The 19,441-nt window shown below is 51.3% G+C and carries 19 protein-coding genes; 14 read left to right on the top strand and 5 right to left on the bottom strand.

The annotated features are described in order from the left end of the window. Positions 1–219: 219 nt before the first annotated feature. From H8K29_RS07410 to H8K29_RS07395, 4 genes are all read right to left on the bottom strand, one after another. Positions 220–1,047, bottom strand: a complete 828-nt coding sequence (locus H8K29_RS07410) for a symmetrical bis(5'-nucleosyl)-tetraphosphatase (RefSeq protein WP_186897039.1) — start codon at positions 1,045–1,047, stop codon at positions 220–222. 11 nt (positions 1,048–1,058) lie between these two features. Next, positions 1,059–2,165: a ferrochelatase gene (gene hemH, locus H8K29_RS07405; protein WP_186897038.1), complete on the bottom strand. Its 1,107-nt coding sequence runs from the start codon at positions 2,163–2,165 to the stop codon at positions 1,059–1,061. A gap of 13 nt (positions 2,166–2,178) precedes the next feature. Continuing rightward, complete coding sequence (gene recN, locus H8K29_RS07400) at positions 2,179–3,825, bottom strand: DNA repair protein RecN (protein WP_186897037.1); 1,647 nt, start codon at positions 3,823–3,825, stop codon at positions 2,179–2,181. 153 nt (positions 3,826–3,978) lie between these two features. Continuing rightward, entirely contained in the window at positions 3,979–4,872 is an 894-nt protein-coding gene (locus tag H8K29_RS07395) for an NAD kinase (RefSeq protein ID WP_186882855.1), read from the bottom strand. A 74-nt stretch (positions 4,873–4,946) separates the two neighbouring features. Between H8K29_RS07395 and H8K29_RS07390 the strand changes: the two genes are divergently transcribed. Genes H8K29_RS07390 through H8K29_RS07380 form a run of 3 tightly spaced genes read left to right on the top strand, consistent with a single transcriptional unit; the run spans position 4,947 to position 7,093 of the window. Beyond that, complete coding sequence (locus tag H8K29_RS07390; RefSeq protein ID WP_186897036.1) at positions 4,947–5,633, top strand: HAD family hydrolase; 687 nt, start codon at positions 4,947–4,949, stop codon at positions 5,631–5,633. 44 nt (positions 5,634–5,677) lie between these two features. Next, positions 5,678–6,697, top strand: a complete 1,020-nt coding sequence (gene hrcA, locus H8K29_RS07385) for a heat-inducible transcriptional repressor HrcA (protein WP_186897035.1) — start codon at positions 5,678–5,680, stop codon at positions 6,695–6,697. A 12-nt stretch (positions 6,698–6,709) separates the two neighbouring features. Continuing rightward, positions 6,710–7,093: a response regulator gene (locus H8K29_RS07380; protein WP_186882858.1), complete on the top strand. Its 384-nt coding sequence runs from the start codon at positions 6,710–6,712 to the stop codon at positions 7,091–7,093. 64 nt (positions 7,094–7,157) lie between these two features. On the opposite strand, the gene fur is transcribed toward H8K29_RS07380, so the two are convergent. Continuing rightward, positions 7,158–7,586 (bottom strand): ferric iron uptake transcriptional regulator, encoded by a 429-nt coding sequence (gene fur, locus H8K29_RS07375; protein ID WP_186882859.1) that lies wholly within the window; start codon positions 7,584–7,586, stop codon positions 7,158–7,160. Between the two features lie 130 nt (positions 7,587–7,716). On the opposite strand from fur, the gene H8K29_RS07370 reads away from it, so the two are divergent. From H8K29_RS07370 to H8K29_RS07320, 11 genes are all read left to right on the top strand, one after another. Then, the gene (locus H8K29_RS07370; RefSeq protein ID WP_186882860.1) at positions 7,717–8,202 is read left to right on the top strand and encodes an outer membrane protein assembly factor BamE; all 486 of its coding nucleotides are present in this window, start codon (positions 7,717–7,719) and stop codon (positions 8,200–8,202) included. 11 nt (positions 8,203–8,213) lie between these two features. Continuing rightward, the gene (dapB, locus tag H8K29_RS07365) at positions 8,214–9,026 is read left to right on the top strand and encodes a 4-hydroxy-tetrahydrodipicolinate reductase (protein WP_186897034.1); all 813 of its coding nucleotides are present in this window, start codon (positions 8,214–8,216) and stop codon (positions 9,024–9,026) included. Between the two features lie 13 nt (positions 9,027–9,039). Next, on the top strand, positions 9,040–9,726 hold the full coding sequence (locus H8K29_RS07360) for a MotA/TolQ/ExbB proton channel family protein (protein ID WP_186897033.1): 687 nt from the start codon (positions 9,040–9,042) through the stop codon (positions 9,724–9,726). Between the two features lie 2 nt (positions 9,727–9,728). Further along, complete coding sequence (locus H8K29_RS07355; protein ID WP_186897032.1) at positions 9,729–10,175, top strand: biopolymer transporter ExbD; 447 nt, start codon at positions 9,729–9,731, stop codon at positions 10,173–10,175. An 86-nt stretch (positions 10,176–10,261) separates the two neighbouring features. Beyond that, positions 10,262–12,952: a leucine--tRNA ligase gene (gene leuS / locus H8K29_RS07350; protein WP_186897031.1), complete on the top strand. Its 2,691-nt coding sequence runs from the start codon at positions 10,262–10,264 to the stop codon at positions 12,950–12,952. Between the two features lie 23 nt (positions 12,953–12,975). Then, positions 12,976–13,485, top strand: coding sequence for an LPS assembly lipoprotein LptE (lptE, locus tag H8K29_RS07345; protein WP_186897030.1), 510 nt, complete (start codon positions 12,976–12,978; stop codon positions 13,483–13,485). Next, positions 13,486–14,505: a DNA polymerase III subunit delta gene (gene holA / locus H8K29_RS07340; protein ID WP_186897029.1), complete on the top strand. Its 1,020-nt coding sequence runs from the start codon at positions 13,486–13,488 to the stop codon at positions 14,503–14,505. A 136-nt stretch (positions 14,506–14,641) separates the two neighbouring features. Further along, a complete protein-coding gene (locus H8K29_RS07335) occupies positions 14,642–15,910 on the top strand; it encodes a glutamate-5-semialdehyde dehydrogenase (RefSeq protein WP_186897028.1) in 1,269 nt (422 codons plus the stop codon). A 37-nt stretch (positions 15,911–15,947) separates the two neighbouring features. After that, positions 15,948–16,370, top strand: a complete 423-nt coding sequence (locus H8K29_RS07330; protein WP_186897027.1) for a CopD family protein — start codon at positions 15,948–15,950, stop codon at positions 16,368–16,370. Positions 16,371–16,485: 115 nt separating this feature from the next. Continuing rightward, complete coding sequence (locus H8K29_RS07325) at positions 16,486–17,697, top strand: class I SAM-dependent RNA methyltransferase (protein WP_255423292.1); 1,212 nt, start codon at positions 16,486–16,488, stop codon at positions 17,695–17,697. 228 nt (positions 17,698–17,925) lie between these two features. After that, a complete protein-coding gene (locus tag H8K29_RS07320; protein WP_186897026.1) occupies positions 17,926–19,407 on the top strand; it encodes an NAD-dependent succinate-semialdehyde dehydrogenase in 1,482 nt (493 codons plus the stop codon). The last annotated feature ends 34 nt before the right edge of the window (positions 19,408–19,441 follow it).

Genomic DNA, 19,441 nt, shown 5'->3' with positions numbered 1-19,441 from the left:
ATTTTGCGCGCAGGCACATGTTTAAAAACGTAATAAATGTAACAAATTTGTTATCTGGAAGTATAGATCAGAAAATTGCTAAATTATTATTTGAATGTAATGTTTTAAACATTGTTCACAACTGTTTTGCGTCGTCGCCGTCATGAATACAACAACGGCAAGTGGGCTGAGCGCGCACTTGCCGTTAGATTGTTTCTAATGGGAAAAATGTTGCTTATATCAGCCTGGTTTTTGCTGTTGCGGGCAGTCGATCTGTACCAGCGTTCTGTCGTGAAGAGCAACTGCGGTCAGCTTACCGCCCCAGACGCAACCGGTATCAAGGCTGATCAGATTGGGACGCAATACCAGTCCTAAAGTGGACCAGTGACCGAACACCACCGTGCTGTTGTCCGAGGCGCGTGGCAGATCGAACCAGGGCGCATATCCTTGCGGAGCAGTACCGACGCCATCCTTGCTGGCAAAATCCATCTGTCCTTCAATGCTGCAAAAACGCATCCGTGTCAGGGCATTGACGATGCAGCGCAAGCGATCTGCTCCCTGTAAACCGTCATCCCAGTAAGCCGGAGTATTACCATACATTTGCCGTAAAAAGCCCAGCCAGTCCGCACTGCGCAACATGGTTTCCACTTCACCCGCGAGTGCCATGGTTTTTTCGGCTGACCACGACGGGAAAAGTCCGGCATGGATCAGTAAGTGCTGTTGCTCTGTTATCGCCATCGGCCGCTGGCGCAACCATTCCAGCAATTCAGCGCAATCCGGCGCATTTAATATTTCTGTAAGCGTATCGCTGCGATGCGCGGGACGTATGCCATGAGCAACCGCCAGCAGATGCAGATCGTGATTCCCAAGCACACTCTCTGCTCGCCCGGCTTGTTGCAAAGCACGGACGCGACGCAGAGTCTGCAAGGATTTCGGACCGCGATTCACCAGATCACCGGCAAACAGATAGCGGACGGAAGGCGAGCGCTGTTCTATGCGATGCAGCAGTTCACCCAACTGATCGTCGCAACCTTGAATGTCGCCGATAAAATATGTGGCTGTTGTCATGTCACTGGCGCTTATTGATTCGCACCCATGCGTTTGGCTTCGGCGCGGCTGAGCAGTGCCTGTTGCTTCTGTTCTTCGCGCATGCTGACAGTCAGCATGGTTGGCCAGCCGATCAGATGTTGTTCCGCAATTTCCGCCAGAGCGCGTAACCAGGATTGCGATTCGTTCAGACAAGGAATGTAATTAAATTCTTTACCACCGGCTTGCAGAAAGTCAGCCCGTACTTCCATCGCAATTTCTTCCAGCGTTTCCAGGCAGTCGGCGATGAAGCCGGGGCAGATCACATCAACGCGCCGCACCCCATCTTTGGCGAGTTGCGTTACCGTTGGTGCAGTGTAAGGTTGCAGCCATTCGGCTTTTCCTAAACGCGACTGAAAAGTGACGATGTACTGATCTTTCGATAGGCCTAGCTTTTCAGCAAGCAGGCGTGCGGTTTTGTAGCATTCACAATGATAGACGTCACCGCGCAACAGAAAGGCTTTTGGCAAACCGTGAAAACTCATTACCAGTTTTTCTGGCCTGCCGTTGGTTTGCCAGCTTGCCAGCACTGATAGCCGCAGCGCTTCTATGTAAGCCTCGTGATCATGATAATTTTTGACCAGACGCAGTTCAGGAATATTTCTGACCTGTTGATAATGGCTGAATACCGCGTCGAAATTCGATCCGGTCGTTGTCGCAGAATATTGTGGATAAGCCGACAAAATCAATAAGCGATCATAACCATCTGCTTTCAGCTTTTGCAGCACATCGGGTATCGACGGTGTGCCGTAGCGCATCGCATAAGTGACGTGTACCTCATGACCACGTTCGCCAAGATAGCCCTTCAGTAGTACGGCCTGTTTTTCCGTGTGTACTTTCAGCGGCGAGCCGTCATTCGTCCAGATAGACGCATATTTCTTCGCTGACTGGCCGGAGCGGAAAGGCAGGATAATCCCATGCAGGATCAGCCACCAGATTGCGCGGGGTACTTCGACGATACGTCTGTCCCATAAGAACTGTTTCAGATAGCGGCGCACTGCCGGTCTGGTCGGTGCATCCGGCGTACCGAGATTAATCAGTACGACCGCCGTTTTTCCGATTTTTCCGTGGGAGTAATCAGGTTCTTTCAGAAAGCGCATGGTATTTATTTTTTTAAGAAGCCAGTAATTCTCTGGCGTGTTTACGAGTGGTTGCCGTGATTTCTATGCCACCCAGCATGCGGGCGATTTCTTCGACGCGTTGTTTGTTATCAAGAGCATCGATATGAGAGATGGTTTTGCCGTTGTGATTCGTTTTGCTGACCTGAAAATGCTGATTCGCCTGACTCGCCACTTGCGGTAAATGGGTGACGCACAATACCTGCCGGTCTTGTCCCAGGCGTTTCAGTAAACGTCCGACCACTTCCGCAACACCGCCCCCAATACCGCTGTCGACTTCGTCGAAAATCAGGGTCGGCGTTGCTGTCGCACCAGACGTGATGACGGAAATGGCTAAAGAGATGCGCGCCAGTTCGCCACCGGACGCCACTTTGGCCAGCGGACGGACCTGCACCCCGGCATGACCGGCGACTAAAAATTCAATCTGCTCGATACCGTATGCAGCAGGCTCACATGGATTCAGACTGACGGCAAAACTGCCACCGGCCATGCTTAATTCTTGCATTGCCGCCGTTACCGCGACACTCAGTGTTTTTGCGGTTTTTTCGCGCGCTTTGCTCAGTTGTTGTGCGGCTTGCAGATAATGCTGATACGCTTTTTCTTCCTGCAAGCGAAGCGCGTCCATATCACTGGCATCGGACAACTGTTTTAATTGCTCAGATAAAGTTGCAAATTCCTGATGTAAATATTCAGGAGCGACATGAAAGCGGCGCGCAGTTGTATGTATGGTTTCGACGCGCTGTTCGACTTCACGTAAGCGTGCCGGATCGAGCTCGGTGCGATTCAGATAATCGTTCAGCGCGTAAGTTGTTTCCTGCAAATTGATGCAGGCAGATTCCAGCGCTTCAGTCACCGGTTTCAGCGCGGCATCGTAATCCAGCAGCTTGAGTAATTTTTGTTGTACGGCAGTCAGTTGCGATAGCACTGGATGTTCTGAATCCGAAATCAGTGCTGCCGCTTCTTGCGCGCCATCAAGCAGGCTTGCTGCATGTGCCAGACGGCTGTGTTCCTGACTGATGTTTTCCCATTCGCCTGCTTTGATTTGCAATTTGTCGAGTTCACCTACCTGCCATTCAAGACGCTCGCGCTCTTGCAAGACATTCTTGGCGTTGGTTTCAAATTCTTCGCGTTGCCGGCTCAGATTGCGCCAGGCTTTGTAACGCGTTGCAACTTCTGCGGCGTTCTCTTGTAAGCCGCCTTGCATATCCAGCAGTGAGCGTTGTGCTTCTGCTTTGAGTAAAGACTGATGCGCGTGTTGCCCGTGGATATCGACCAGCAGATCACCCAGTTCGCGTAATTGCGTCGCGGTGGCTGTGATGCCGTTGATCCAGGCCTTCGAGCGTCCAGCATTATCGATCGTGCGGCGCAGAATCAACTGTTGCTCAGGATCGCTGAATTCATTTTCCAGCAGCCATTGCTGGACATTATCCGAGACCGAAAATTCGGCAGAGATATCTGCTTTCGCGGCAGATTCGCGCACCATGCTCGCATCCCCACGTCCACCGAGTGCCAGTGTCAGTGCATCGATCAGTATCGACTTACCTGCGCCGGTTTCACCCGTCAGGACACTGAAGCCGGATGAAAATTCCAGTTCAAGAACATCAACAATGACAAAATCACGAATGGCAAGCGTGCGCAGCATAGGAGCAGGAGTAGTTAAAAATAAAAAAACGAAATAAAAAAACGAAATGAAAAAAGGAAAAAATTCAGACTGGATTAGCAAAGCTATTTTAGCAATAAGTAACCCTATAAGCAGTGTCTCGCATCCCCCAATTCAGCGGAGAGCCGTTTGCCATTAATTCAGCGCGCCTTCCACGGTAGGGTATTCGTTCCAGTGCAGTTTTTCCCGCAGCGTATGGTAATAATTCCAGTCCTGAGGATGCAGGAAAGTCACCGTGTGGTTGGAACGTTTGACGACGATGCGATCCTGACGCAACAGGCTGGCAAAGGTTTGCATGTCAAAGTTGACGCTGATGTCGCGTCCGGCAACGATTTCGATCACGATTTCACTGCTTTCCGGCAGGACGATAGGGCGATTCGATAAAGCATGCGGTGCGATTGGCACCATGACGATGCCGCTCAGGCTGGGGTGCAGCAGCGGCCCGCCTGCTGAGAGAGAATACGCAGTGGAGCCAGTCGGGGTGGAGACAATCAACCCATCCGAGCGCTGGTTATACATGAAATGCGAATCGACTTCGACACTGAGCTCGACCATGCCGGAACCGGTCCCACGTGACACTACAATGTCGTTAAAGGCGAGACCGCTGAAGATCTGATGTCCTTCACGGACAACGATAGCCTGCAGCAGGCTGCGCCGTTCAGAGACGTATTTGCCTTCCAGCATCTCAGCAATCACCGGAATCATACGATCGAGCGGGATATCTGTAATGAAACCGAGCCGCCCCTGATTAATGCCTATCAGTGGGATATGGTATTGCGCCAGTTGCCGGGCGATACCGAGCATCGTACCGTCGCCGCCGACCACAATCGCGGCATTTGCATGTTTTCCTATGTCCGCGACTGACATGGCCTGAAACCCCGGTAATTCTATGTATTGCGCCGTTTCAGCTTCGATCACAACCGTATTGCCTGCGCGGTCAAGAAAGCTGGCGAGTTCACTCATTGATTCTGCTATACCGGGAGCATTAAATTTACCAACAAGTGCAATCGTTTTTGAAGGGACAGTCATAAAAAAAGAGTGGTGACGTGATTCGTCAGATTAGACCATAATTAGCGTAGAAATGAATCAACTGACTGCTATTTATGACAATTAAAGCTGTATTGCTGGATTTAGACGATACCTTGTGGCCGGTTGCGCCGGTGATTCAACATGCGGAAGCGAGCTTGTATCAGTGGATGCAGGAACATGTGCCAGCAGTGGCAGCGAATTATTCCGTCGAATCAATGCGGCAACGTCGCAATAAGCTGGTACCAACCGATCCCCGTTTTCAATACGACCTGTGGGTCTTGCGACATACCTTGCTTAGCCAGATATTCGCAGAACATGATGTGCCTGTCGCGAAGGCCGATCAGGCCATGGCGGTATTTGCCGATGCCCGCAATCAGGTGAGTTTGTATGATGATGTCGTTCCAGCGCTAAAGGTATTGTCGCAGCGGGTTCTGTTGGGTTCGGTCTCAAATGGCTTTGCTGATCTGTGTGAAATTGGCCTTGCTTCACATTTCCGTACATCGATTGCGGCACGTGAGTTTGGTTGCGCAAAACCTGATCCGCGCATATTTCTCGCCGCCTGTGAAGCACTGGGCGTAAAACCGCACGAAGCCTTATATGTCGGCGATGATTTATTGCTCGACGTGCAAGGCGCGCAACAGGCAGGATTGCGTGGTGCATGGATGAACCGGCATAGTCTGGAGATCAAGGATGACCGCCATCAACATATTCAGCCTGATGCGGAATTTAAAAATTTACATGATTTGACAAAATGGTTATGAAGTTTTCTATGTTCATGTTTGCTTCAGTCGCATAAAATGAACAGATGCTACTAGACACTCGCGCTCAAACTCTTTTAAAAGCCCTCGTAGAACGCTACATTGCCGATGGTCAGCCTGTAGGTTCGCGTGCTCTCTCAAAAATTTCCGGCCTTGATCTGTCGCCGGCGACTATCCGTAATGTGATGGCTGATCTGGAGGAGATGGGCTTGGTTGCCAGCCCGCATACGTCGGCTGGCCGCGTTCCCACTCCCAAAGGTTATCGCGTATTTGTTGATAAATTACTGACGGTGCAGGAAATCAGTGAACTGGGGCTGGAATCCCGGCTGCAATCGGGTTTGTTATCTCAACCCCCGCAAAAAATCATTGCGAATGCCGCACAGATATTATCCTCGTTGTCGCAATTTGCCGGTGTTGTTATGACGCCGAAAACCGAATCCATTTTTCAGCAGGTCGAATTTTTGCGGCTGTCGGAAAAACGCATTTTGCTGGTAGTTGTGGCGCCGACCGGAGAAGTGCATAACCGCTTGCTCCTGACGGATATTGATTACAGCCCGGCGCAGTTGTCACAGGCAGCTAATTATCTGAATCAGAATTTCAGCGGACATGCTTTTGAAGATGCACGCCTCGGTATTAATAGCGAATTACGGCAGTTGCAAACAGATATGACTAGTCTGATGCAAGCCGCTGTCGAAGCGGGCAGTGATGCCTTGTCTGAGCAAAGTGATGAAATGGTTATTTCAGGAAAAACCAATTTGCTGAATGTGCAGGATTTATCGTCCAATATGACATCACTGCGTAAGCTGTTCGACATGTTCGAGCAAAAGAGCAGTCTGATGCAATTGCTGGATGTATCGTGTAAAGCGACGGGGGTGCAGATTTTTATCGGTGGGGAATCGCAGTTGTTGCCGATGGATGAGATGAGCGTTGTCACTGCGCCGTATGAGGTTAACGGTAAGATTGTCGGCACCCTGGGTGTGATCGGTCCGACGCGGATGGCGTATGAAAGAGTGATACCGATAGTCGATATTACGGCGAAATTACTTTCTAACGCCTTGAGTCAGTAAAAGAGACATGCGATGTTAAATAAAAATATTTCCATATTACTCATCGACGACAACGATATTACCCGCGAAGTGTTACGTGTCGTGTTGCGCAACGAGGGATACACGGTTGCAGGTGAGGCGACAGACGGTGGAACCGGGCTGGATATGGCGCTCAAACTACGGCCGGACGTGATTATGCTGGATGTGGTGATGCCCAAAGTCAGTGGTCTTGACGTGCTGCCAAAACTTAAAGATATGTTGCCTGATACCAGAATATTGCTGGTGACAGCGAGTCACGATAAGGACATTTTGTCGGAAGCGGTGAAATCAGGCATACATGGCATTATTCTGAAGCCATTTAATGCGCAGAAAATTATCGATACCGTTGCTGGTGTCGCTGCAAAAATAAAAAAATAACCCAACACACTCACGCATCCGGTTACAAGCGCTTCAATGCTCATTGGTATGAGCACGTTGATACTTAATTTTTGTGCTCGCAGTTCTCTTTCGTGCAACTACCGTAGATGGCGAGTGAATGTTCTGCGATTTTAAAGCCGCGCTCCAGAGCGATGGTATGCTGGCGCTGTTCAATTTCCGCATCAAAAAACTCTTCAACACGACCGCAATCGAGGCAGACCAGATGATCATGGTGTGAGCCTTCGTTTAATTCAAAAATAGCTTTGCCAGTTTCAAAATGATTCCTGTGCAGCAGGCCTGCCTGTTCAAATTGTGTCAGAACGCGGTAGACAGTTGCCAGACCGACATCCATATTTTCATTCAAAAGTATTTTATAGACGTCTTCTGCAGTCAGATGGCGAACCTTACTACTTTGGAAAATTTCGAGGATTTTCAGGCGTGGCAAGGTTGCTTTAAGTCCGCTGGCTTTCAGATTTGGAGTGCTGTTTGTCATGTTTTCGGTCAAAAGAGGGCTATCTGCTTTATGATATCGGGTTTTAGGGCATGTTGCTCAATTACTGAGGGTACCTATGCGATTGTTGTTTTCAAAATCTGTTCAAGGTAAAGCCATCCGGCTTGCAGGCATGACATTATTACTGGGCGTATCAGCTTGCGCATCGAAACCGCCAGTGGCGGACAAAGCTGTGTCAGCAACGGCCGGTACGCAAATATACGCACCGACAGGGGTGAGTAAATTCCTGGGCTATATTTCCCCATATCGTATTACCGTTCAGCAAGGTAACTTCGTTTCTCAGGAAATGATGGCGCAGATCAAAGAAGGGATGACGCGTGAGCAAGTCCGTTTTGTGCTCGGTACCGCTTTGTTGACCGATATGTTCCACGAAGACCGCTGGGATTATCCTTTCCGCCTGACTAAGCCGAATGGCGAACAGGTAGTCAGTCAGGTCACCATTCATTTTAAAAACAATACGGTTTCTAAATTTGAAGGCGGTAGTCTGCCAACGGAAAAAGAATATCTGGCAAGGATTACCGAGTCGGCGCTGGGCTTAGATAAAGTTGAGTCGCTGAATGATCTCGACGGCACGCCGAAGAAAAAAGATAAAAAATAAAGAAAGCTGGTATGACTGCATTAAAAGTAGCGGTGGCGGGCGCTTCCGGCCGCATGGGGAAAATGCTGATTGAAGCTATCAGCAACGCAGACGACATGGTGCTGGCCGGTGCGTTGGATGTTGCCGGTTCCCCGGCAATAGGTACCGACGCTGGCGTATTTCTGGGCAAACCTGCCGGTGTGTTGATTGAGTCTGATCTGGCTAAGGCATTGGCCAACGCAGAATTTCTGATTGACTTCACACGTCCTGAAGGGACGTTGAAGCATCTCGACTACTGTGCCGCGCATGGCATCAAAATGATTATCGGCACGACAGGTTTTGACGATGCCGGTAAGGCAGCCATTGCAGCAGCGGGCAAACAAACCGCGATTGTCTTTGCGCCGAACATGAGCGTTGGCGTTAATGTCACGCTCAAGTTACTGGAAATGGCAGCCAAGAGTTTCGCCGAAGGCTATGACATCGAAATCGTTGAAGCACATCACAGACATAAAGTTGATGCGCCTTCAGGTACCGCGCTCAAAATGGGCGAGGTGATTGCGGATGCGTTGGGACGCGATCTGAAAGAAGTCGGCGTCTTTGCGCGCGAAGGTGTGACGGGCGAACGTGATCCGTCTTCTATCGGGTTTGCGACGATACGTGGCGGTGATATTGTCGGCGATCACACGGTGTTGTTCGCCGGTATCGGTGAGCGCGTAGAAATTTCGCATAAATCCTCCAGTCGTGTCACTTACGCGCACGGCAGTCTGAGGGCGGCACGTTTTCTGAACGATAAGGCAACCGGTCTGTTCGATATGTACGACGTGCTCGGGCTGAATAACCACTAATTTATCTATCGCAATGAACGCTGCAATCGCGCATTACTGGGAGCAGGCAGATCAGTTCGGGCACGCCATTGCCTATCTTTTACTGCTGATGTCTCTGTTGAGCTGGGCGCTGATTTTTGCCAAAGCCTGGTCTTTCTGGCGTGTGCGTAAAGCAGCACCGTTCTTGCCGAAATTCTGGCTCGCGCCGAGTATGGCCGATGCGCAGATGCTGTTACAACAGCGCGATAAAGAGCAGGTGTATCTGTCGTTGGCTGTAGCGGCGATGTCGGCAATGGATGCCGCTCAGCGTGCATCAACATTGAGTGCTGACAGCAGTCTGAATGACGCGCTGACGCGTGCTTTGCGCCAGCAACTGCAGGTAACCACAAGTCGTCTCGAAAATGGCTTGACGGTGCTGGCCTCCGTTGGTTCCACTGCGCCGTTTGTTGGCTTGCTTGGTACGGTATGGGGCATTTATCATGCGCTGACGACGATATCGTCCGCAGGTACGATACAGATAGATCAGCTTGCCGGGCCAGTCGGTGAAGCACTCATCATGACCGCTTTTGGTCTGATTGTCGCCATTCCTTCCGTGCTTGCTTACAATGTCTTTAACCGTTTCAATCGCATGACATTCGCTGAGCTGGATGGCTTTGCGCATGATCTGCATGCGCATTGCAGTCGCGACGGCGATCAGCAACATTCTGAAAAACAGGTGTAAGCATGGCGTTTGGTTCGTTTAATGACAAAGCCGGACGTTCACAGATGCACAGCATGGCCGATATCAATGTCACTCCTATGGTGGATGTGATGCTGGTGTTGCTGGTGATTTTCATCATCGCCGCGCCACTGATGACGCCAGCGATCAAATTAGATTTGCCACAGGCTGCGGCGAAGGCCGGTCAGCAACAGCCAGAATCGCTGCAAATTGCGATTGACGCCGCAGGCATCATTTATCTGCAGGGCGTTGCGACAGATCTGGCGGCGCTGGAGCCCCGTTTCCGGCAGGCAGCCTTGCAACAGCCGCAACCCGATCTGCAATTACGCGCCGACAAATCCACCCGTTACGACATGATTGCGCAACTGATGGCGGCGGCGCAGGCGCAGGGGCTGAACAAAATTGCGTTTGTGATGCAACCCGTGACGGAACCGGTCACCGTCAAACCCTGATGCTCGCAAGCATTGCTCAATATCACCCCTGAACCAGTTATAATCTAAGGTTCTGAGTCATTCCCGCATCTACTTCTGGTCACGTCATGCAAGAAAAATACACGCCCTCCGACGTCGAGCAATCGGCGCAATCCCATTGGAAAAAAATCGACGCCTATAAGGCCGTAGAAAACAATCCACGTTTCCCTAAAGGCAAGTACTACGCCTGCTCCATGCTGCCTTACCCTTCCGGCAAGCTGCACATGGGTCACGTGCGTAACTACACCATCAACGACATGCTGGCCCGCCAGCTGCGTATGAAGGGGTATAACGTGTTGATGCCGATGGGCTGGGATGCATTTGGTCTGCCCGCCGAAAATGCCGCGATTGCATATAAAAAATCACCGGCAGAATGGACTTACGCGAATATCGAAGACATGAAGTCGCAGATGGAACCGCTGGGGCTGGCATTCGACTGGTCGCGTGAAGTAGCGACCTGCGATCCCGATTACTACCGTTGGAACCAGTGGCTGTTCCTGAAGATGCTGGAAAAAGGCATCGCCTACAAAAAAACTCAGGTCGTGAACTGGGACCCGATTGATCAGACCGTGCTGGCGAATGAGCAGGTGATTGATGGTCGCGGCTGGCGCTCTGGAGCGTTGGTGGAAAAACGTGAAATCCCCGGTTACTACTTCGGCATCACCCAATACGCCGAGGAATTGCTGAGCAGTATCGATACGCTCGATGGCTGGCCAGAACAAGTGCGCACCATGCAGCGTAACTGGATAGGCAAGAGCGAAGGCGTGCGCTTTGCATTCAGTCACGAGATCAAAGACGACACCGGCGCCTTGGTACAAGACGGCAAAATGTATGTCTTCACGACTCGTCCAGACACCATCATGGGCGTGACGTTCTGCGCCGTGGCGGCGGAGCATCCGCTGGCGACTGTCGCTGCAAAAAATAACGAAAAACTGGCAGCGTTCATCGAAGAATGCAAAGCCGGTGGTACGACGGAAGCCGAAATGGCGACCAAGGAAAAAGAAGGTCTGCCAACGGGCTTATTCGTCACGCATCCACTGACCGGTGAGCAAGTCGAAGTCTGGGTCGGCAATTATGTGCTGATGACTTATGGCGACGGCGCTGTGATGGGTGTACCTGCACATGATGAACGCGATTTTGCATTTGCGAATAAATACCAAATTGAAATCAAACCGGTTTATCGCAGTATTGTTATAAAAGATAAAAACAGGGGCGAAGGGCAGACGGTTGCAGAAGCTGCAGTGGAATTTGATCCAAAAGTTTGGCACGACTGGTATGGCGATAAGTATGAAACCACTCTAACTACCTGTAACAGTGGTAAATATGACGATTTGACTTATAAGCAAGCGTTTGATGCTGTCGCCGCTGATCTCGCAGCCAAAGGCGTCGGTGAGAAAAAAACCACCTGGCGCTTGCGCGACTGGGGCATTTCCCGTCAACGTTACTGGGGCACGCCGATTCCTATCATTCATTGCGAATGCTGCGGTGATGTACCCGTGCCTTACGAAGATTTGCCGGTGGTATTGCCAACCGAATGTATTCCTGATGGTTCCGGTAATCCGCTGAAAACGCATGCAGAATTTTTGAATGTGCCTTGCCCTAAATGCGGCAAGCCAGCGCAGCGTGAAACCGACACCATGGATACTTTCGTCGATTCCAGCTGGTATTTCATGCGCTATACCTGCCCGGATGCGACGACGATGGTCGATGAGCGCAATGATTACTGGATGAGTCCTAAGGGAATGGACCAGTACATCGGCGGCGTTGAACATGCGGTATTGCATTTGCTGTACGCCCGTTTCTGGACCAAAGCGATGCGCGATATGGGTCTGGTCAAGATTGACGAGCCATTCAAAAATCTGTTCACGCAAGGCATGTTGCTGAACGAATCGTTCTACCGCGAAGATGCCAGCGGTAAGAAGACCTGGTTCTATCCGAATGAAATCGAAGTACAACACGACGACAAAGGCCGTCCGGTATCGGCGAGCCTGAAATCTGATGGTCAGCCAGTGCAAATGGGCGGCATAGAAAAAATGTCGAAATCCAAAAACAACGTGGTTGAACCAAAAGACATCATCACCCAGTTCGGTGCTGATACGGCACGTCTGTTCACGATGTTTGCAGGCCCACCGGATCAAAGTGCTGCCTGGAGCAGCAGCGGTGTCGAAGGCGCCTCGCGTTACCTGCGCCGCCTGTGGGCATCAGCATTGAAATTGTCTGCGACGATTGCCACTGGTGCGACAGCACCGGCGAATTACGCGGCGGACGTGAAAGTATTGCGCCGTGAAGTGCATCTGACATTGAAACAAATCGATGCCGATTATGATCGCCTGCAATACAACACTGTGGTTTCCGGTGCGATGAAGTTACTCAACACGATAGAGTCATTCAAATCGGAAGCCGAAGGTTCGGCTGCCGCATTGCGTGAAGCGTTCAGCGTTTTGTTGCGCGGCCTGTATCCGGTTTGCCCGCACATCACGCATGCGCTGTGGCAAGAACTTGGCTTTGCCGCCGAGCTTGGCGAGCTGATCGATGCGCCATGGCCGCAGGTCGATGAAGCAGCACTGGTGCAGGATGAAATCGAACTGATGGTGCAGGTAAACGGCAAATTGCGCGGCAGCATCAAGGTCAGTAAAGATGCGGATAAAGCCACGATAGAAGCCACCGCGCTGGCCAGCGAAAGCGTGCAGCGTTTCATCGAAGGTGCGCCGAAGAAAATTATTGTTGTACCGGGTAAACTGGTCAATATCGTCGCTTAATTTTTGTTACAGGAGTACACCGCATGCGTTCTGTTTTTTCACGTCAACTGACATGGCTGCTCGCAGTCGCCATGCTGGTGAGTTTGTCTGCATGCGGTTTCACCTTGCGTGGACCGGTCAGCTTTCCATTTAAAAGTATTTATATCGGTCTGTCTGATGGTTCTTCGCTGGGCGGCGAGTTAAAACGTCAGATACGCGCGAACGGGCAGACGCAGATCACGGCTGAGGCGAAAGATGCGGAAGTGATACTGGATGTCCTCAGCGAAACCCGTGAAAAGCAAATTCTGTCCTTGAATAGCCAGGGCCGGGTACGTGAATACAATCTGCTGTATAACTTCCGTTTCCGTTTGCGTGATGCGGTCGGTAAAGAATATCTGGAGCCAGTGACGGTGCAATTGAAACGCACGATCACGTTTAATGAAGCACAGGTATTGGCGAAAGAATCCGAAGAAGCCTTGTTGTACCGCGATATGCAAAGCGATCTGGTGCAGCAGATTATGCGCCGCCTGTCTGTTGTGAAGATGGATCAATAAATGCAGTTGCGCTTCGATGCCCTCGATGGCCATCTGGCGAAAACGCTGGCACCACTGTATGTGATCACCAGCGATGAGCATTTACTCGCACTCGAAGCTGCGGACAAAGTCCGTCGCGCGGCGAAAGCGCAGGGCTTTTATGAGCGTGAAATTTTAACCGTCGAGCGCAGTTTCAAATGGGGCGCGCTGCTGGCAGCGAATCAGTCGCAGTCGCTGTTTGGCGATAAAAAACTGATCGATCTGCGCATTCCGACCGGCAAGCCCGGCAAGGATGGCGGACAAGCGCTGCAGGATTATGTGGCAAATCTGTCGCCGGATAATCTGACGCTGATTACCTTGCCCAAGCTCGATTGGGCAACGCAAAAAGCGGCCTGGGTCAGCAGTCTGCAACAAGCCGCGGTGTATATCGATATTCCGCTGGTCGAACGCCATCATTTGCCGAACTGGATTAGTCAGCGTCTCGCCTTGCAGCAACAAAGCGCGGATAGGCAAAGCCTGGATTTCATCGCCGATCGCGTCGAAGGCAATTTGCTTGCTGCGCATCAGGAAATACAAAAACTCGCTTTACTGCATCCGGCCGGGAAGCTCAGCTTTGAACAAATCCACGACGCGGTGCTGAATGTTGCCCGTTATGATGTGTTCAAACTCAATGAAGCGATGCTGGCTGGCGATGTTGCCCGTTTATCGCGGATGCTGAACGGACTTAAAGGTGAAGGTGAAGCATTGCCGCTGGTGTTGTGGGCGATGGCGGAAGAAATTCGCACTTTGCTGAAACTGAAATCCGGCATGCAGCAAGGGCGGCCGTTATCTGCCCTGCTGAAAGAATACAGAATTTGGGGACCCAGAGAAAAACTCATGGACCCGGCATTACGCAGAGTCAGTTTGCAGACCTTGCAAACAGCGCTGCAAGAAGCCTCGCAAGTCGATAAGATGGTCAAAGGTTTACGTGCCAAAGCATTTGCCGGCGACGCCTGGGATGCGCTGCTGCAGTTGGGATTAAAAGTCGCGACCGCCGCCTGAACTGCCGTCGCAGCACTGCCGGAAATGCCAAAAATCCCTGAAATTGGGGGAGTATCCTTAAAAACACACCTAATGTCCTTGTAAATAAAGGGCTTTAAAAAATACACGGGGGAGTATATAAAGCTCCCAAAATGACATGATGGACATCAAACATTACATGAACGACCTCGGCGCCCGCGCCCGCGCGGCATCGCGGGCGATGGCGAAGGCCGATACTGCTGCAAAAAATCGGGCGTTGAGTCTGATTGCTGCCGCGATCCGGCGCGACGCAGCTGCATTGCGCGCCGCCAACGAACTCGATCTCGCTGCTGCCAAAGCATCAGGCATGGAAGCCGCGATGCTCGATCGCCTGACTTTGTCAGATAAAGCGATTGCGACGATGGCCGAAGGTCTGGAGCAGATCGTCAGTCTCGCAGATCCTATCGGTGAAATTTCGAATATGAAGTATCGTCCGACCGGTATACAAGTAGGGCAGATGCGTGTGCCACTCGGCGTGATCGGCATCATTTACGAAGCGCGCCCGAATGTGACTGTTGATGCGGCGGGTCTGTGCATCAAGAGCGGCAATGCGACGATACTGCGCGGCGGCTCAGAAGCAATTCACTGTAATCAGGCATTGGCAAAACTGGTGAAAGAAGGGCTGGCGGGTGCCGGTTTGCCTGCCGATGCAGTGCAGATCGTGGAAACCACCGACCGTGCTGCGGTCGGTGAACTGATCACCATGCCGCAGTATGTTGATGTAATCGTGCCGCGCGGTGGCAAAGGTCTGATCGCGCGACTGATGCAGGAAGCAACCGTGCCGATGATCAAGCATCTCGACGGTATCTGCCATGTGTACATCGACGATAAAGCCGATCTGCAAAAAGCGCTGGACGTTGCATTCAACGCCAAATGCCATCGTTACGGCACTTGCAACACCATGGAAACTTTACTGGTCGCTGAAGGAATTGCCGCGCAGGTCTTGCCGCCACTGGCAAAACTGTATGAGGCCAAACAAGTCGAATTGCGTTGCGACCCAGCAGCAGCGGTGATTCTGGCTGACTATCCTTATCTTGCGCAAGCCACCGAAGAAGACTGGAGCACAGAATATCTGGCACCAGTGCTGGCAGTCAAAGTGGTGGCGGATATCGATGCGGCGATGACGCATATCAATGATTATTCTTCGAAGCATACCGAAGCGATCATCACCGAAGATTACAGCCGAGCGCTGCGCTTCTTACGTGAAGTGGATTCGGCTTCGGTGATGGTGAATGCATCCACCCGTTTTGCGGATGGTTTTGAATACGGGCTGGGTGCGGAAATCGGTATTTCCAACGACAAATTGCATGCCCGTGGCCCGGTCGGACTGGAAGGTTTAACTTCGTTAAAATACGTCGTGTTTGGTCACGGCGAAGTTCGCCAGTAAATTTTTGTATGCCACTTTGAAATTTTGAAAGTCAATTATGCTCTGGATTAAAGCGCTGCACATTCTGTTTGTCACCTCCTGGTTTGCCGGTTTGTTTTATCTTCCGCGCATACTGGTGAATCTGGCGATGGAAACCGATGCCACCAGTACCGGACGTTTGTTGCTGATGGCACGTAAGCTGTATCGCTTTTCCACGATGCTGATGGTGCCAGCGATATTGCTGGGCTTGTATTTGTGGCTGGGTTACGGCATCGGTAAAGGCCCCGGCAATGGCTGGATGCATGCGAAATTATTGTGTGTGATTTTGCTGATCGGTTATCACCATGCCTGCGGCAGTTTGCTGAAAAAATTTGAAAAAGGCCAGAATAAGCGCAGCCACGTCTGGTTCCGCTGGTTTAACGAAGTACCGGTGATTTTGTTGCTGATCGTCGTGATATTAGTTGTCGTCAAGCCTTTCTGATTGGTGACCGAAAACAGTGCACGTTGCTGATGTACAGCGGCTGCGTGTAAGTGCAGTGAGGGGTGAGCCATGCTCACCCTGTATTTTTTGAATTACAACGGATAAAAGGTTCCCCATGACACGTCATTCTTATTTTTGTCCATGCCCGCGCGGCATGGAAATCGCTCTCGCTGAAGAGTTGAACGAAATTGCTGCGATGGATAAAACCATGGCAGTCCACAATCAAGTGCCGGGCGGCGTCCATTGTTCCGGCAGTCTGCAAGACGGCTGGCGCATCAATCTGCATTCCCGTATCGCCTCACGCGTGCTGATGCGTATGGCGCATGCGAGTTACTCGAATGAAAACGATATTTACGATCTGGTGTTAGCGCAGGCGTGGGAAGACTGGTTCGGTTATCACCACACGATACGCGTCGATGTCACGGCAGTGAAGTCACCAGTCAAAAGTCTGGAATTTGTCACGCTGAAAATCAAAGATGCGATTTGCGATCGTTTCCGTGATCAGTTCACGCAACGTCCTTCGGTTGATACGAAAACACCGGATATGCGTATCGTCGGTTTTCTCGATGCGCATAATTTCACGATTTATCTCGATACTTCCGGTGAACCTTTGTTTAAGCGCGGCTGGCGTATGGAAACCGGTGACGCGCCTTTGCGTGAAAATCTGGCCGCAGGTTTGTTGCGGACGGCGGGCTGGAAACCGGGCGTGCCTTTGTTTGATCCTATGTGCGGTTCCGGCACGATACTGATCGAGGCGGCACAAATCCTGGCAGGGATTCCACCGGGATTAAAACGAGAATTCGGCTTTGAAAAATTTCATCAGTTTGATGCTGATGCGTGGGCTGCTATCAAAGCCGCGGCGAAGCCAAATCCTTTGCCCGCTGAACCGACGATTTTCGGCAGCGATATTTCCGGCGATATGGTCGTGATGACGCGCAATAATCTGAATAAAGCGGGCATCCGTTTTGAAGTGCCGCTGAAACAGATCGAAGCGCAGGAAATCAAGGCGCCGACAACGCAGCCAGGCATATTGCTGACTAATCCACCGTATGGTGAACGTATTGGCGTGCGTGGCGACAGCTCGCTGGAAACCGATGATCTGGCAAAAGAATTTTTCAGTGCCTTCAGCACCACCTTGAAACAACGCTTTGCTGGCTGGAGCGTCTTTTTGTTTACTGCCGATCTGACGGTACCGAAAATGCTGCGTTTAAAAGAATCGCGCAAAACACCGTTCTTTAATGGCGCGCTGGAATGCCGCTTATTCCGCTTTGATATGGTTGCCGGTTTCAACCGTCGCGAGGAAGCCAAGCCAAAAGAACAGAGATGAAATCAAAATAATTCATCTGAATAAAACAGCCGGGTCAAGCAGACCTGGCTGTTTTGCTTTAGGCTTTCCTTTTTATTGCGGACTTACGGCAATTTTGTCGCGGCAAGGGGTGTCAGCTAAGGCTGACATATTTATATGATCAGAAGCGATCACCCTGCCGAGCGCGATGTCGCATAAGTCCGGTAGTTGCTATTCATTAATCAGTCAAAATACGATGGAGACGGAGCGATGTCATCAGAACAAATTGCAAAATCATTAGGCTTAAAAGACGCATCGTTGTTACGTGACGCTGCGTATATCAATGGCGCGTGGGTGCAGGCGCAAACGAAATTTGATGTGGTGAATCCATCAACCCAGGCTGTGCTGGCGACCGTACCTAATTTAGCCGAATCAGATGCGCATGCCGCTATTGCTGCCGCGCAAGCTGCTTTTCCGCTGTGGGCGGCGAAAACAGGAAAAGAGCGTGCCAATATCATGCGTCGCTGGTTTGATCTGATTATCAGCCATGCCGATGATCTGGCCGCGATCATGACTGCCGAACAAGGAAAGCCGCTTGCCGAGGCAAAGGGCGAAGTCATCTACGGCGCCAGTTTCGTTGAATGGTTTGCCGAAGAAGCGAAACGTGTCACGGGCGACGTGATGGCCTCGACCTGGAGCGATAAGCGCATGGTCGTGTTGCGGCAACCGATTGGTGTGTGTGCCGCAATCACGCCATGGAATTTTCCTATTGCGATGATTACCCGCAAGGTTGCTCCGGCTGTGGCCGCTGGCTGTTCGATTGTCATCAAGCCAGCTGAGCAGACGCCTTTGTCGGCGCTGGCGATTGCCGAACTGGCACACCGCGCAGGTATTCCTGCCGGGATCATTAATATTATTACTGCCGATGCGGAGCAGTCTATCGCTGTCGGTAAAGTTTTATGCGATAGCTCTGTCGTCCGGCATTTGTCGTTTACCGGTTCGACGCCGGTGGGCCGTATTCTGATGCGTCAGTCCGCCCCGACGGTCAAGAAGCTGGCGCTGGAACTGGGTGGTCACGCGCCATTTATTGTTTTCGACGATGCAGACATCGATGCGGCTGTCGAAGGCGCCTTGTTATCCAAGTTCCGCAACTCGGGGCAGACCTGTGTGTGTACCAATCGCTTTTATGCACACGCTTCGGTCTACGATGAATTCGTCAGTAAATTAGCTGCCGGGGCAAAAAAAATCAGAGTCGGTGATGGTTTCGATGCCGGTGTTAATCAGGGCCCCATGATCGATGCGCAAGCGGTGGCGAAAGTAGAAGAACATGTTGCGGACGCGATGGAACAGGGCGCCCGCTTGCTCGCTGGTGGTAAGCCACATAGCGCTGGGGAATTATTCTATGAACCAACAGTGTTGGCGGATGTCACAGCATCGATGCTGGTGATGAATGAGGAAACCTTCGGACCGGTCGCTGCAGTAGTGAAATTCACTACTGAAGAAGAAGTCATCGCGGCTGCAAATAATACCGACTTCGGATTGGCTTCGTATTTCTATTCACGCGATATCGGCCGCGTCTGGCGCGTCGCCGAAAAGCTGGAATACGGCATGGTGGGGATTAATACAGGCTTAATTTCCAATGAGGTCGCACCGTTTGGCGGCGTCAAGCAATCCGGACTCGGACGTGAAGGTTCCAAATACGGTATGGATGAATATCTGGAAATGAAATACCTCTGTATGGGGGGAATTTAATCCTGACGTGTCTCGCATTAGCAACAAAAAGGCG

It is taken from the genome of Undibacterium sp. CY21W, assembly GCF_014284265.1.
Taxonomy (GTDB): domain Bacteria; phylum Pseudomonadota; class Gammaproteobacteria; order Burkholderiales; family Burkholderiaceae_D; genus Undibacterium; species Undibacterium aquatile.
This window is presented reverse-complemented; position numbering and strand designations above follow the sequence as displayed.